At 40.5% G+C, this 15,298-nt stretch carries 12 protein-coding genes; all 12 read left to right on the top strand.

Going from position 1 to position 15,298, the window contains the following annotated elements; genetic code table 11:
• Positions 1-102 precede the first annotated feature (102 nt).
• A complete protein-coding gene (locus N178_RS20215; RefSeq protein ID WP_045294413.1) occupies positions 103-705 on the top strand; it encodes a class I SAM-dependent methyltransferase in 603 nt (200 codons plus the stop codon).
• A 245-nt stretch (positions 706-950) separates the two neighbouring features.
• The gene (rpoB, locus tag N178_RS20210; protein ID WP_028412662.1) at positions 951-4,514 is read left to right on the top strand and encodes a DNA-directed RNA polymerase subunit beta; all 3,564 of its coding nucleotides are present in this window, start codon (positions 951-953) and stop codon (positions 4,512-4,514) included.
• A gap of 62 nt (positions 4,515-4,576) precedes the next feature.
• Positions 4,577-8,170, top strand: a complete 3,594-nt coding sequence (rpoC, locus tag N178_RS20205) for a DNA-directed RNA polymerase subunit beta' (RefSeq protein WP_013054920.1) — start codon at positions 4,577-4,579, stop codon at positions 8,168-8,170.
• 131 nt (positions 8,171-8,301) lie between these two features.
• The gene (locus N178_RS20200) at positions 8,302-8,550 is read left to right on the top strand and encodes a 50S ribosomal protein L7ae-like protein (protein ID WP_045294410.1); all 249 of its coding nucleotides are present in this window, start codon (positions 8,302-8,304) and stop codon (positions 8,548-8,550) included.
• 99 nt (positions 8,551-8,649) lie between these two features.
• Positions 8,650-9,072 carry a 30S ribosomal protein S12 gene (gene rpsL, locus N178_RS20195; RefSeq protein WP_013054922.1) on the top strand — a complete coding sequence of 141 codons (423 nt, stop codon included), beginning with the start codon at positions 8,650-8,652 and terminating at the stop codon, positions 9,070-9,072.
• Positions 9,073-9,122: 50 nt separating this feature from the next.
• Positions 9,123-9,593, top strand: coding sequence for a 30S ribosomal protein S7 (gene rpsG / locus N178_RS20190; protein WP_013054923.1), 471 nt, complete (start codon positions 9,123-9,125; stop codon positions 9,591-9,593).
• 57 nt (positions 9,594-9,650) lie between these two features.
• Positions 9,651-11,729 (top strand): elongation factor G, encoded by a 2,079-nt coding sequence (gene fusA / locus N178_RS20185; protein WP_028412663.1) that lies wholly within the window; start codon positions 9,651-9,653, stop codon positions 11,727-11,729.
• A gap of 116 nt (positions 11,730-11,845) precedes the next feature.
• Entirely contained in the window at positions 11,846-13,036 is a 1,191-nt protein-coding gene (gene tuf / locus N178_RS20180) for an elongation factor Tu (protein ID WP_013081371.1), read from the top strand.
• A gap of 316 nt (positions 13,037-13,352) precedes the next feature.
• Positions 13,353-13,661: a 30S ribosomal protein S10 gene (gene rpsJ, locus N178_RS20175; protein WP_013054926.1), complete on the top strand. Its 309-nt coding sequence runs from the start codon at positions 13,353-13,355 to the stop codon at positions 13,659-13,661.
• Between the two features lie 41 nt (positions 13,662-13,702).
• A complete protein-coding gene (gene rplC, locus N178_RS20170; RefSeq protein ID WP_013054927.1) occupies positions 13,703-14,332 on the top strand; it encodes a 50S ribosomal protein L3 in 630 nt (209 codons plus the stop codon).
• 28 nt (positions 14,333-14,360) lie between these two features.
• The gene (gene rplD / locus N178_RS20165) at positions 14,361-14,984 is read left to right on the top strand and encodes a 50S ribosomal protein L4 (protein ID WP_013081372.1); all 624 of its coding nucleotides are present in this window, start codon (positions 14,361-14,363) and stop codon (positions 14,982-14,984) included.
• Positions 14,984-15,271, top strand: a complete 288-nt coding sequence (gene rplW / locus N178_RS20160) for a 50S ribosomal protein L23 (RefSeq protein ID WP_013054929.1) — start codon at positions 14,984-14,986, stop codon at positions 15,269-15,271. Before rplD ends, rplW begins: the two co-directional genes overlap by 1 nt.
• Positions 15,272-15,298 lie beyond the last annotated feature (27 nt).

The raw sequence follows: 15,298 nt of genomic DNA, 5'->3' as shown, positions 1-15,298 counted from the left end.
ACAACTGATATAAAAAAGCTCGCTTGTACAAGCGAGCTTTTTTGCTTCTGTCATCCTTTTCATTTATAGTAAAGAAGAACATATTGATTAGGAGGTTCTATTTTGACAGAACATTATTTTTCTAATACACCATCGTCTGCAAGTAATGAAGAGCGCTTTTCATTTGAATTGAGAGGAACCTCTTTTTCATTTACGAGTGACAGCGGTGTTTTTTCAAAAAAAGAGATCGATTTTGGATCGCGCCTGTTAATTGAAACGTTTCAAATGCCTGAGAGTCCCGGCCCGCTTCTGGATGTTGGATGCGGATATGGCCCGATTGGGTTGGCTCTTGCAAAAGAGGATAGCCAAAGAAACGTTCATATGGTCGATGTTAATGAACGTGCATTAGCACTAGCTCAAAAAAATGCTGAAGTTAATTCGGTATCAAATGTTTCAATCTATCAAAGCTCATGCTATGAAAATGTGAAGGAAACGAATTTTGCAGCTATTCTTAGTAATCCGCCGATCCGTGCGGGTAAAAAAGTTGTTCATGAAATTCTAGAAAATTCATTAGATCACCTTGCTGACCAAGGAGAACTTTGGATTGTGATTCAGAAAAAGCAAGGAGCGCCATCTGCCCTTGCGAAATTAGAATCTCTATTTAATGAAGTAGAAGTAGTAGAAAAGAAAAAAGGGTATTATATCATATGTGCTAAAAAATGTTGACTAATATTTTTTAGTATGTTAGCATTATAAAATGCCAATATATAAATATTCCATATAAGCTCGGGTTATACATAAAATAAAAGGTATAATTTTGAATTATATGGGAAAAACTAATAAAATCAATAGTACGTTTTTATGAAATTGTGGTTTTCTATTTAAAGAGACCATTTTTCTTTTGTTCAATAATAAACATATGGTTTATTATATATTTTGAATAATAACGCTTGATTTGAGGGGTGAATCAGTTGACAGGTCAACTAGTTCAGTATGGACGCCACCGCCAACGCAGAAGTTATGCTCGTATTAGTGAAGTTTTAGAGTTACCGAACTTAATCGAGATTCAAACGGCTTCATACCAATGGTTTTTAGATGAAGGTTTACGAGAAATGTTCCAAGATATTTCTCCAATTGATGATTTTACAGGTAACTTATCACTAGAATTTATTGATTACAGCTTAGGTGAGCCAAAGTATTCAGTAGGAGAGTCTAAAGAACGTGATGTAACTTATGCAGCACCTCTTCGTGTTAAGGTGCGGTTAATTAATAAAGAAACAGGTGAAGTAAAAGACCAAGATGTGTTCATGGGAGATTTCCCATTGATGACCGAAACAGGTACCTTTGTAATTAATGGTGCTGAGCGTGTTATCGTATCACAGTTGGTTCGTTCACCAAGTGTTTACTATAGTGGAAAGCTTGATAAAAACGGTAAAAAAGGATATACAGCAACTGTTATCCCTAACCGTGGTGCATGGCTAGAATATGAAACTGATGCAAAAGATGTAGTATACGTGCGTATTGATCGTACTCGTAAACTGCCAGTAACAGTGCTGTTACGCGCGCTAGGTTTCGGTTCTGACCAAGAGATTATCGATTTAATCGGTGATAATGAATACATCCGTAATACGCTTGAAAAAGATAACACGGAAACAACGGAAAAAGCGCTATTAGAAATCTATGAGCGTTTACGTCCGGGTGAACCACCGACAGTTGAGAATGCGAAGTCTCTATTAGTATCTCGCTTCTTTGATCCAAAACGATATGACTTAGCGAACGTAGGTCGCTATAAAATTAATAAAAAGCTTCATATCAAACATCGCTTATTTAATCAAAAACTAGCTGAAACATTAGTTGATCCTGAAACAGGTGAAATTATTGCAGAAAAAGGCGCAATGATTGATCGCCGTCTGCTAGATCGCTTGATTCCGATGCTTGAAGGTGGAGTAAACTTCAAAACTTATAGTCCGGTTGGTGGAGTAGTAGAAGACGATGTTACATTACAATCTATTAAGATTTATGCGCCAAATGATCCAGAAGGTGAAAAAGTCATCACTGTATCAGGTAACGCATATGTAACAGAAGAAGTTAAAAATATCACACCTGCTGATATTTTAGCATCAATCAGTTACTTCTTTAACTTGCTTCATCAAGTAGGAGACACAGATGATATCGACCACTTAGGTAACCGTCGTCTGCGTTCTGTAGGTGAATTGTTACAAAACCAATTCCGTATCGGTTTATCTCGTATGGAACGTGTTGTTCGTGAAAGAATGTCAATTCAAGACACGAATACAATCACACCTCAACAATTAATTAATATTCGTCCAGTTATTGCGGCGATTAAAGAGTTCTTTGGAAGTTCTCAATTATCACAGTTCATGGATCAAACGAATCCATTAGGCGAATTGACGCACAAACGTCGTCTTTCAGCTCTAGGACCTGGTGGTTTAACGCGTGAGCGCGCTGGTTTCGAAGTGCGTGACGTTCATTACTCCCACTATGGCCGTATGTGTCCGATTGAAACGCCAGAGGGTCCGAATATCGGGTTAATCAACTCACTTTCTTCTTATGCAAAAGTAAACAAATTCGGTTTCATCGAAACACCTTACCGTCGTATCGATCCTGAAACAGGTAAAGTGACAGAGCGAATTGACTACTTAACAGCTGATGAAGAAGATAACTATGTTGTAGCCCAAGCGAACGCTCGTCTAGGTGATGATGGTTCATTCTTAGATGAAAATGTCGTTGCACGTTTCCGTGGAGAAAACACGGTTATCCGTCGCGATCGTTTAGACTATATGGATGTATCACCAAAACAAGTTGTATCTGCCGCTACAGCATGTATCCCATTCTTAGAGAACGATGACTCTAACCGTGCATTAATGGGTGCGAACATGCAACGTCAAGCAGTACCTTTATTAAATCCTGAAGCACCAATCGTAGGTACAGGTATGGAATATGTATCTGGTAAAGACTCTGGTGCAGCCGTGATTTGTAAATACCCTGGCGTTGTAGAGCGCGTAGAAGCAAAACAAATTTTTGTTCGCCGCTATGAAGAAGTAGACGGACAAAAAGTTAAAGGTAACTTAGATCAATACAAATTATTAAAATTCGTTCGTTCTAACCAAGGTACTTGTTACAACCAGCGTCCAATTGTTTCAGTTGGTGACGAAGTAGTAAAAGGTGAGATCTTAGCCGATGGTCCTTCAATGGAAAAAGGTGAGCTTGCTTTAGGACGAAACGTAATGGTTGGTTTCATGACATGGGATGGTTACAACTATGAGGATGCCATCATCATGAGTGAACGCCTTGTGAAAGACGATGTATATACGTCTGTTCATATTGAAGAATATGAATCTGAGTCTCGTGATACGAAACTTGGACCTGAAGAAATTACGCGTGACATTCCAAACGTAGGTGAAGATGCGCTTCGCAACTTAGATGAGCGTGGAATCATCCGCATTGGTGCAGAAGTAAAAGATGGAGATCTTTTAGTTGGTAAAGTAACGCCAAAAGGTGTAACAGAACTAACAGCTGAAGAACGTCTTCTACACGCTATTTTCGGTGAAAAAGCGCGTGAGGTTCGTGATACTTCTCTTCGTGTACCGCACGGCGGCGGTGGAATTATTCTTGATGTTAAAGTCTTCAATCGTGAAGATGGCGACGAATTACCACCAGGTGTAAACCAATTAGTCCGTGTATACATTGTTCAGAAGCGTAAAATTTCTGAAGGTGACAAAATGGCCGGTCGTCACGGTAACAAAGGTGTAATTTCACGTATTTTACCGGAAGAAGATATGCCTTATCTACCAGACGGTACGCCAATTGACATCATGTTAAACCCATTAGGGGTACCATCTCGTATGAACATCGGTCAGGTGCTAGAGCTTCATTTAGGTATGGCTGCTCGTAAGCTTGGCATTCACGTTGCGTCTCCAGTATTTGATGGTGCGCGTGAGGAAGATGTTTGGGCAACAATCGAAGAAGCTGGCATGTCTCGTGATGCTAAAACAGTTCTATATGATGGTCGAACAGGTGAACCATTCGATAACCGTGTATCAGTAGGAATCATGTACATGATCAAACTTGCTCACATGGTAGACGATAAACTTCACGCTCGTTCTACTGGACCATACTCACTTGTTACACAACAACCACTTGGTGGTAAAGCGCAGTTCGGTGGACAGCGTTTTGGTGAGATGGAGGTATGGGCACTTGAAGCATACGGTGCTGCTTACACATTACAAGAGATCTTAACAGTGAAATCAGACGACGTAGTAGGTCGTGTGAAAACATACGAAGCAATTGTTAAAGGTGAAAACATTCCAGAACCTGGCATACCTGAATCGTTCAAAGTATTAATTAAAGAACTACAAAGTTTAGGTATGGATGTGAAGATGCTTTCTGCTGACGAGCAAGAAATTGATATCATGGACTCAGAAGAGGACCATGAGCAACCAACAGAATCAATTATTGCAGATAACGAAGAAAGCCTTTCTGAAGGACAAAAAGATCCTGTCACAAAAGAGTAAGGAATTACTTTCATATAAACGTTAAGGGAAAAAACCTGTAGATTAAAAGGGAGGTAGGCTCCTTGCTAGATGTAAATAACTTTGAGTATATGAAAATCGGTCTAGCTTCGCCAGATAAAATTCGTTCTTGGTCGTACGGTGAGGTAAAAAAACCTGAAACGATCAACTATCGTACGTTAAAACCTGAAAAAGACGGCTTATTCTGTGAGCGTATTTTTGGTCCGCAAAAGGACTGGGAATGTCACTGCGGAAAATATAAGCGCGTTCGTTATAAAGGTGTTGTATGTGATCGTTGTGGCGTAGAAGTTACGCGCGCAAAAGTTCGTCGTGAACGCATGGGTCACATCGAACTAGCTGCACCTGTTTCACATATTTGGTACTTCAAAGGTATTCCTAGCCGCATGGGACTTGTCTTAGACATGTCCCCTCGTGCGCTAGAGGAAATCATTTATTTTGCTTCTTATGTAGTAACAGATGCTGGTGATACACCACTTGAAAAGAAACAGCTCTTATCAGAGAAAGAATACCGTGCATATCGTGAGAAGTACGGACAAACTTTCCATGCAGCAATGGGTGCTGAAGCTGTTAAAAAATTATTGCATGACATCGATCTTGATAAAGAAGTAGATGCTTTGAAAGAAGAATTGAAAACTGCTCAAGGTCAACGTCGTACACGTGCTATTAAACGTTTAGAAGTACTAGAGGCTTTCCGTCATTCTGGTAACGAACCTTCTTGGATGATTTTAGACGTTCTACCGGTTATTCCGCCAGAACTTCGTCCAATGGTTCAATTAGATGGTGGACGCTTTGCTACGTCTGATCTAAATGATTTATATCGCCGTGTAATTAACCGTAACAACCGCTTAAAGCGTTTATTAGACCTTGGAGCTCCTAGCATTATCGTTCAAAACGAAAAGCGTATGCTTCAAGAAGCTGTAGATGCATTAATCGATAATGGTCGTCGCGGCCGTCCGGTAACAGGACCAGGTAACCGTCCATTAAAATCTCTTTCTCACATGTTAAAAGGTAAGCAAGGTCGCTTCCGTCAAAACTTATTAGGTAAACGTGTTGACTACTCTGGACGTTCGGTAATCGTTGTAGGTCCGAACTTAAAGATGTATCAATGTGGTCTTCCAAAAGAAATGGCGTTAGAACTTTTCAAACCTTTCGTAATGAAAGAGCTTGTTGAACGCGGTTTAGCTCATAACATCAAGAGTGCAAAGCGTAAAATTGAACGTGTGCAACCTGAAGTATGGGACGTATTAGAATCGGTTATTAAAGAGCATCCAGTTCTTTTAAACCGTGCACCAACGCTACACAGACTAGGTATTCAAGCATTTGAACCTACGCTTGTAGAAGGTCGCGCTATCCGTCTTCACCCGCTTGTATGTACAGCATATAACGCTGACTTTGACGGTGACCAAATGGCGGTTCACGTTCCATTATCTGCGGAAGCACAAGCAGAAGCACGTATCTTAATGCTTGCTGCTCAAAATATCTTGAACCCTAAAGACGGTAAACCAGTTGTTACACCTTCACAGGATATGGTATTAGGTAACTACTACTTAACACTTGAGCGTGAAGAGGCAGTTGGAGAAGGTATGGTGTTCAAAGATACGAACGAAGCACTATTAGCGTACCAAAACGGTTATGTGCATCTTCATACACGTGTAGCTGTGTATGCAGGTTCTTTAAACAACGAAACGTTTACAGAAGCACAAAATCAACAATTGCTTGTTACAACGGTTGGTAAATTAGTTTTCAACGAAATTTTACCAAAATCGTTCCCATACATTAACGAACCAACAAGAGAAAACTTAGAAGTGAAAACTCCTGAGAAGTACTTTGTTGAAAAAGGTGCAGATGTGAAGGAATTCATCAAGAATCAACCGGCTATCGCACCGTTCAAGAAAAAAATCTTAGGAAATATCATCGCTGAAGTATTTAAACGTTTCAAAATTACTGAAACATCTAAAATGCTTGACCGCATGAAAGACCTAGGTTTCAAATATTCTACTAAAGCTGGTATTACAGTTGGTGTAGCTGATATCGTTGTTTTAGGAGAAAAAGAAGTTATCTTAACAGAAGCGCAAGCTAAAGTAGATAATGTACTAAAACAATTCCGTCGTGGTTTAATTACTGAAGATGAGCGTTATGACCGTGTTATCTCTGTATGGAGCAGCGCGAAAGACGTTATCCAAGGTAAATTAATGGCGTCATTAGACAAACGCAACCCAATCTTCATGATGAGTGACTCTGGTGCCCGTGGTAACGCATCTAACTTCACTCAGCTTGCAGGTATGCGTGGACTAATGGCCAACCCGTCTGGTCGTATCATTGAGTTACCAATCAAATCTAGTTTCCGTGAAGGTTTAACAGTATTAGAGTACTTTATCTCTACCCATGGTGCACGTAAAGGTCTTGCCGATACGGCTCTTAAAACAGCTGACTCTGGTTACCTTACTCGTCGTCTGGTTGACGTGGCACAAGACGTTATCGTACGTGATGACGACTGTGGTACAGATCGCGGTATTCTGGCTGTTGCAATCAAAGAAGGAACAGAAGAAATTGAAAAACTTGATGAGCGTCTAATTGGACGTTATGCAAGAAAAACAGTACTTCACCCAGGAACAAACGAAGTGTTAGTGAAAGAAAACGAACTAATTACAGAAGACTTAGCTGAAACAATTGTGGATGCTGGTGTTGAAGAAGTATGGATTCGTTCTGCATTCACATGTAACACTCGCCACGGTGTATGTAAAAAATGTTACGGTCGTAACCTTGCAACTGGTTCAGAAGTTGAAGTGGGTGAGGCAGTTGGTATCATCGCTGCTCAATCTATCGGTGAGCCAGGTACACAGTTAACGATGCGTACATTCCATACAGGTGGGGTTGCTGGAGACGATATCACTCAAGGTTTACCGCGTATCCAAGAGATCTTCGAAGCGCGTAACCCTAAAGGTCAAGCCGTTATTTCTGAAATTGAAGGTACAATTGCCGGCATTTCTGAAGGACGCGATCGTCAGCACGAAATTACTGTTCAAGGAGAGATTGAAACTCGTTCTTACACAGCTCCGTACAGTGCACGTCTGAAAGTTATTGAAGGACAGCGCATTGCACGTGGTCAAGAATTAACGGAAGGTTCAATTGATCCTAAAGAATTACTAAAAGTAAAAGACATCACGGCTGTACAAGAGTACTTGCTTCGTGAGGTGCAAAAAGTATACCGTATGCAAGGGGTAGAAATTGGAGATAAGCACGTAGAGGTAATGGTTCGCCAAATGCTTCGTAAAGTGCGCGTAATGGATTCAGGAGATACAGATGTATTACCAGGTTCATTACTTGATATTCACCAATTCACTGATGCTAATGAAAAAGTATTACTTGAAGGCAATCGTCCAGCGACAGGCCGTCCTGTATTACTTGGTATTACAAAAGCATCTCTTGAAACTGATTCCTTCTTATCTGCTGCATCATTCCAAGAAACAACTCGTGTTCTTACAGATGCTGCAATCAAAGGAAAACGTGATGAGTTGCTTGGACTTAAAGAGAATGTTATCATTGGTAAGCTAGTTCCGGCTGGTACAGGTATGACGAGATATCGTAATGCTGAACCGATCAAAAACCAAGCTGAAGAAACGGTAACAATCGACTAATTATAAAATCATTACTCTAGAATGGATGTTTTTTAAAAAAACTACGAAACGTTAGTTGACATCCATTCTAGGGAATGATACTATATCAAAGGTGCTCCTATAAACTACCTGTTACTTTGGAGGATATGATAATGTCTTATGAAAAAGTATTACAGGCTGATCATATTATTGTAGGAACAAAGCAGACGGTGAAAGCATTAAAAAAAGGTACAGTAAAGGAAATCATCATTGCTGAAGACGCTGATTTTTATGTCACATCCATTGTGGCAAAAACGGCACAGCAAGAAAACGTTCCGTATACGTATGTCCCTTCTATGCGAAAGCTTGGTCAAGCTTGTAGGATAGAAGTTAACGCTGCAACTGTTGCAATTATTAGTTAACACGTTTTTGAACTTTTAGTTTCAAAGACTTTGTTTTTTGCTAAAAAATGAACCACCTGGATGTGTGGTCTTACAAAAGGCGAAAGGAGGAAAAATTAAATGCCTACTATTAACCAATTAATCCGTAATGGTCGTGTGAGTAAAGGTAAAAAATCTGACTCACCTGCTTTAAACAGAGGTTACAACAGCTTCAAAAAAGCTCAAACTAACCAATCTTCTCCACAAAAACGTGGTGTATGTACACGTGTGGGTACTATGACACCGAAGAAACCGAACTCGGCTCTTCGTAAATATGCTCGTGTACGTTTAACAAACGGTATCGAGGTAACAGCTTATATCCCAGGTATTGGTCACAACTTACAAGAACACAGCGTGGTACTTATCCGCGGTGGACGTGTAAAAGATTTACCAGGGGTACGTTACCATATCGTACGTGGTGCACTTGATACTGCTGGTGTGGATGGCCGTATGCAAGGTCGTTCTAAATATGGTACTAAGCGACCAAAAGCAGCTAAAAAATAATAGCTTAACAATTAATAGATAAACTTTTAAAAGTGAAAGGAGGAAGTAGAATGCCACGTAAGGGACCTGTTGCAAAAAGAGACGTATTACCAGATCCGATTTACAATTCTAAGCTTGTATCTCGCTTAATCAACAAAATGATGCTTGATGGAAAGCGCGGTAAGTCACAAGCTATTCTTTATAGAGCATTCGATTTAGTACAAGAGCGCAGTGGTAAAGAAGCTATGGAAGTATTCGACCAAGCTCTTAAAAACATCATGCCTGTACTAGAAGTTAGAGCACGCCGTGTAGGGGGTTCTAACTACCAAGTTCCTGTAGAAGTACGCCCAGAGCGTCGTACTACTTTAGGTCTTCGTTGGTTAGTAAACTATGCTCGTCTTCGTGGAGAAAAAACGATGGAAGAGCGTTTAGCTAACGAAATCCTTGATGCAGCTAACAACACTGGTGCTGCAGTTAAGAAACGTGAAGATACTCACAAAATGGCAGAAGCTAATAAAGCATTTGCTCATTACCGTTGGTAATCTTTTAACGAAACTTTTTAAAAAACAAATTATAATATGGAAGGAGAAATACCTAAGATGGCAAGAGAGTTCTCCTTAGAAAACACTCGTAATATTGGGATCATGGCTCACATTGATGCTGGTAAAACAACAACAACTGAGCGTGTTCTTTATTATACTGGCCGTATCCATAAAATTGGTGAAACTCATGAAGGAGCTTCACAAATGGACTGGATGGAGCAAGAGCAAGAACGTGGTATCACTATCACGTCTGCTGCGACAACTGCTTCTTGGAAAGGTCACCGCGTTAACATCATCGATACTCCTGGACACGTAGACTTCACTGTTGAAGTTGAGCGTTCATTACGTGTACTTGATGGCGCTGTGGCAGTTCTTGATGCTCAATCTGGTGTTGAGCCTCAAACAGAAACAGTATGGCGTCAAGCGACTACGTACGGTGTTCCCCGTGTCGTATTCGTTAACAAAATGGACAAAATTGGTGCTGACTTCTTGTACTCTGTAAAAACGATCCACGATCGTTTAGGTGCAAATGCTCACCCAATTCAGTTGCCAATCGGTGCTGAAGATGACTTCGAAGCAATCATTGACCTTGTGGAAATGAAAGCATACTTCTACGAAGATGACTTAGGTACTCGTTCAGAATCTCGTGAAATTCCTGAGGAATACAAAGAGCAAGCTGAAGAATACCGTGCAAGCCTAGTAGAAGCTGTTGCAGAACTTGACGAAGAATTAATGATGAAGTACTTAGACGAAGGCGAGCTTACAGTTGAAGAACTAAAAGCTGGTATCCGTAAAGGTACTTGTGACGTTGAATTCTACCCAGTTATCTGTGGTTCAGCATTCAAAAACAAAGGTGTACAATTAATGCTAGATGCGGTAATTGATTACCTACCATCTCCAGTTGATGTACCAGCAATCCAAGGTATCGTACCTGACACAGAAGAAGAAGTTACGCGTGAGTCTAGCGACAACGCTCCTTTCTCAGCATTAGCGTTCAAAGTTATGACGGACCCTTATGTTGGTAAATTAACATTCTTCCGTGTGTATTCTGGTGTACTAAGCTCTGGTTCATACATCAAAAACTCTACAAAAGGTAAGCGTGAGCGTGTAGGTCGTATCCTACAAATGCATGCTAACTCTCGTGAAGAGATTTCTGAAGTATACGCTGGAGATATCGCGGCAGCTGTAGGATTAAAAGATACTTCTACTGGTGATACTCTATGTGACGAAAAGAGTCTTGTAATTCTTGAGTCTATGGAATTCCCAGAGCCAGTTATCTCTTTATCTGTTGAGCCAAAATCAAAAGCTGACCAAGATAAAATGACTACAGCTCTTCAAAAGTTACAAGAAGAAGATCCAACTTTCCGTGCGGAAACTAATACAGAGACTGGTCAAATCATCATCTCTGGTATGGGTGAACTTCACCTTGATATCATCGTTGACCGTATGCGTCGCGAATTCAAAGTAGAAGCAAACGTTGGTGCTCCTCAAGTAGCTTACCGTGAAACTTTCCGCGCTGGTGCGAAAGTTGAAGGTAAATTCGCTCGTCAATCTGGTGGTCGTGGACAATTCGGTCACGTTTGGATTGAGTTCGAACCTAACGAAGAAGGAAAAGGCTTTGAATTTGAGAACAAAATCGTTGGTGGTGTAGTTCCACGTGAATACATCCCTGCAGTTCAAGCTGGTCTTGAAGATGCATTACAAAACGGTGTTCTTGCTGGTTATCCATTAATCGATATCAAAGCTGCTTTAGTTGATGGATCTTACCATGACGTTGACTCAAGTGAGATGGCGTTTAAAATTGCCGCTTCTATGGCTCTTAAAAACGCAGTATCAAAATGTAACCCAGCTATCCTTGAACCAATGATGAAGGTTGAAGTTGTTATCCCTGACGAATACTTAGGAGATATCATGGGTGACGTTACGTCTCGTCGTGGACGTGTAGAAGGTATGGAAGCACGCGGTAACGCTCAAGTTGTACGTGCATTCGTTCCACTTTCTGAAATGTTTGGTTATGCAACTGCATTACGTTCAAACACTCAAGGTCGCGGAACATATTCTATGCACTTCGATCACTACGAAGAAGTTCCTAAATCAATTTCAGAAGAAATTATTAAAAAAAATAAAGGTGAATAATTGATTTTCACTCTTTATTGAAGTATAACTACTTATGTACGCTGTGAAAGAGGAGCTCATTCCCTTTCACGGCCTCATAAAACATAAACTACATGAATTTTAAGGAGGATTTTCGAATGGCTAAGGAAAAATTCGACCGTTCAAAAACACATGCCAATATCGGTACAATTGGTCACGTTGACCATGGTAAAACAACTTTAACAGCTGCTATCACTACTGTTCTTGCTAAGAAAAGTGGTAAAGGTGCAGCAATGGCTTACGACATGATCGACGCTGCTCCAGAAGAGCGCGAGCGTGGAATCACAATCTCAACTGCACACGTTGAGTATGAAACTGACACTCGTCACTATGCACACGTTGACTGCCCAGGACATGCTGACTATGTTAAAAACATGATCACTGGTGCTGCTCAAATGGATGGCGGTATCTTAGTAGTATCTGCTGCTGATGGTCCAATGCCACAAACTCGTGAGCACATCCTTCTTTCTCGTCAAGTAGGTGTACCTTACCTAGTTGTATTCTTAAACAAATGTGACATGGTAGACGACGAAGAGCTACTTGAATTAGTAGAAATGGAAGTACGTGACCTTCTTTCTGAATACGACTTCCCTGGTGACGATGTACCAGTAATCAAAGGTTCTGCTCTTAAAGCTCTTGAAGGCGAAGCTGATTGGGAGGCTAAAATCATCGAGCTTATGGACGCTGTTGATGAGTACATCCCAACTCCAGAACGTGACACTGAAAAACCATTCATGATGCCAGTTGAGGACGTATTCTCAATCACTGGTCGTGGTACAGTTGCTACAGGTCGTGTAGAGCGTGGACAAGTTAAAGTTGGTGACGTTATCGACATCATCGGTTTAACTGAAGAGCCAAAATCTACTACTGTAACAGGTGTAGAAATGTTCCGTAAGCTTCTTGACTATGCTGAAGCTGGCGACAACATCGGTGCTTTACTTCGTGGTGTAGCACGTGAAGAAATCCAACGTGGACAAGTATTAGCTAAACCAGGCTCAATCACTCCACACACTAAATTTACTGCTGAAGTATACGTTCTTTCTAAAGACGAAGGTGGACGTCACACTCCATTCTTCACAAACTACCGTCCACAGTTCTACTTCCGTACAACTGATGTAACTGGTATTTGTAACTTACCTGAAGGCGTAGAAATGGTAATGCCTGGCGACAACATCGAAATGACTGTTGAACTTATCGCTCCAATCGCGATTGAAGAAGGTACTAAATTCTCAATCCGTGAAGGTGGACGTACAGTAGGCGCTGGCGTTGTAGCTAAAATCAGCGAGTAATTTCTCGTTTCAGTAAAGGGAGTAGGGTAACCTACTCCCTTTTTTATTTGGTGATAAAAGGTAAAGATAGTTTTTACTATTACACTTGCAAAATGATCTCCTTTTATATATAATGAAAAAAGTGTGCGACACATAAAAAAGTTTTTTAACTTTATTGTTGCAATATGAACCCATTTTTAGTATAATAAAAATGTTGGTCTTTGACTGCGATGATGCGGAAGGTTGCCGACACACCCGGCCGCTTTGCCATGGCGAGTGTGGGGAAATTTCCGCGGAGAATGTCTATTGTAAAATAGGCGAAAAAGGAGGGAAAATAATGGCAAAAGAAAAAATTCGCATTCGTTTAAAAGCATATGATCACAGAATTCTTGATCAATCTGCTGAGAAAATCGTAGAAACTGCAAAACGTTCTGGTGCGGCTGTATCTGGTCCGATTCCATTACCGACTGAAAAATCAATTTATACAATTCTACGTGCAGTACACAAATATAAAGATTCTCGTGAGCAGTTCGAAATGCGCACGCATAAACGCTTAATTGATATCGTGAATCCAACACCACAAACTGTTGATTCATTAATGCGTTTAGACTTACCATCTGGTGTAGATATCGAAATTAAACTTTAATTTAAAATAAAGAATGAAAAGATACTTAGGAGGTGTGACTAATGGCCAAAGGAATCTTAGGAAGAAAGATCGGTATGACTCAAGTATTTGCTGAAAATGGTGACTTGATCCCAGTAACAGTAATTGAAGCTTCTGCTAACGTAGTACTTCAAGTTAAAAACGCTGAGACAGACGGTTACGAAGCAATCCAATTAGGTTTCGAAGATATCCGTGAAAAACTATCTAACAAACCTGCAAAAGGACATGCTACTAAAGCTAATACTGCTCCTAAGCGCTTCATCCGTGAGTTACGCGGTGTGGACGCTTCAGCATATGAAGTTGGTCAAGAAGTCAAGGTTGATATTTTCGCAGAAGGCGATGTAATTGATGTAACAGGAATCTCAAAAGGTAAAGGTTTCCAAGGTGCTATTAAACGCCACGGACAATCTCGCGGACCTATGTCTCATGGTTCTCGCTACCACCGTCGCCCAGGTTCAATGGGTCCTGTAGCTCCAAACCGCGTATTCAAAGGTAAATTATTACCAGGACGCATGGGTGGAGAGCGCATCACTGTGCAAAACTTATCAATCGTTAAAGTTGACGCAGAACGCAATCTTTTATTAGTAAAAGGTAACGTGCCAGGAGCTAGAAAATCTCTAGTTACTGTTAAATCTGCAGTTAAATCTAAATAATAATTCTTCGAGAAAGGAGGAATAACCAATGCCAAAAGTAGCATTGTTTAACCAAAACGGTGAAAACGTTGGAGAGATCGAACTTCAAGATGCCGTTTTCGGTATCGAACCAAACAATAAAGTACTTTTCGACGCGATCGTAATGCAACGCGCATCTCAACGTCAAGGTACTTCTAAAGTTAAAAATCGTTCTGAAGTAAGAGGCGGTGGCCGTAAGCCATGGCGTCAAAAAGGTACTGGTCGTGCTCGTCAAGGATCTATCCGTTCTCCACAATGGCGTGGTGGTGGCGTAGTATTTGGTCCAGTTCCAAGAAGCTATAGCTACAAATTACCTAAAAAAGTTCGTCGTTTAGCAATTAAGTCTGCATTATCAACTAAAGCTCAAGATAACAGCATCGTTGTTCTTGAAGCTCTTTCTTTTGACGCTCCAAAAACAAAAGAAATGGTAGCAGTTCTTAAAAACCTAACAGTAGAACGCAAAGCATTAGTAGTAACTGCTGATCTTAACGAAAATGTTGCACTTTCAGCACGTAATATTCCTGGTGTAACAGTTGTTGCAGCTAATGGTTTAAGCGTATTAGACGTTATGAACCATGATAAGCTTGTAATCACTAAAGACGCAGTTGAAAAAGTAGAGGAGGTGCTTGCATAATGAAAGATCCTCGTGATATTATTAAGCGCCCCGTAATTACAGAACGTTCAACAGACTTAATGGCTGAGAAAAAATATACGTTTGATGTTGATGTAAGAGCTAATAAAACTGAGGTTAAAGATGCTATCGAAAAAATCTTTGACGTAAAAGTTGAAAAAGTAAACATCATGAACTACAAAGGTAAATTCAAGCGTGTAGGTCGCTACAGTGGTCTTACTAACCGTCGTCGTAAAGCGGTAGTAACACTAACTCAAGAGAGCAACGAAATCGAATTCTTCGAAGCTTAAGATTACTAGAGAAGGAGGGAAATTGAG

The sequence above is a fragment of the Priestia aryabhattai B8W22 genome, assembly GCF_000956595.1.
In the GTDB taxonomy this organism is placed as follows: Bacteria; Bacillota; Bacilli; order Bacillales; family Bacillaceae_H; genus Priestia; species Priestia aryabhattai.
Note: the sequence above shows the minus strand (reverse complement) of the source record. Positions and strands in the feature narration are given on the sequence as shown.

Excerpts from the sequence above, each read along its gene's own strand:
- N178_RS20200 (WP_045294410.1), top strand. The coding sequence starts at position 8,302 with ATGTCTTATGAAAAAGTATTACAGGCTGATCATATTATTGTAGGAACA.
- rpsL (WP_013054922.1), top strand. The coding sequence starts at position 8,650 with ATGCCTACTATTAACCAATTAATCCGTAATGGTCGTGTGAGTAAAGGT.
- rpsG (WP_013054923.1), top strand. The coding sequence starts at position 9,123 with ATGCCACGTAAGGGACCTGTTGCAAAAAGAGACGTATTACCAGATCCG.
- fusA (WP_028412663.1), top strand. The coding sequence starts at position 9,651 with ATGGCAAGAGAGTTCTCCTTAGAAAACACTCGTAATATTGGGATCATG.
- tuf (WP_013081371.1), top strand. The coding sequence starts at position 11,846 with ATGGCTAAGGAAAAATTCGACCGTTCAAAAACACATGCCAATATCGGT.
- rpsJ (WP_013054926.1), top strand. The coding sequence starts at position 13,353 with ATGGCAAAAGAAAAAATTCGCATTCGTTTAAAAGCATATGATCACAGA.
- rplC (WP_013054927.1), top strand. The coding sequence starts at position 13,703 with ATGGCCAAAGGAATCTTAGGAAGAAAGATCGGTATGACTCAAGTATTT.
- rplD (WP_013081372.1), top strand. The coding sequence starts at position 14,361 with ATGCCAAAAGTAGCATTGTTTAACCAAAACGGTGAAAACGTTGGAGAG.
- rplW (WP_013054929.1), top strand. The coding sequence starts at position 14,984 with ATGAAAGATCCTCGTGATATTATTAAGCGCCCCGTAATTACAGAACGT.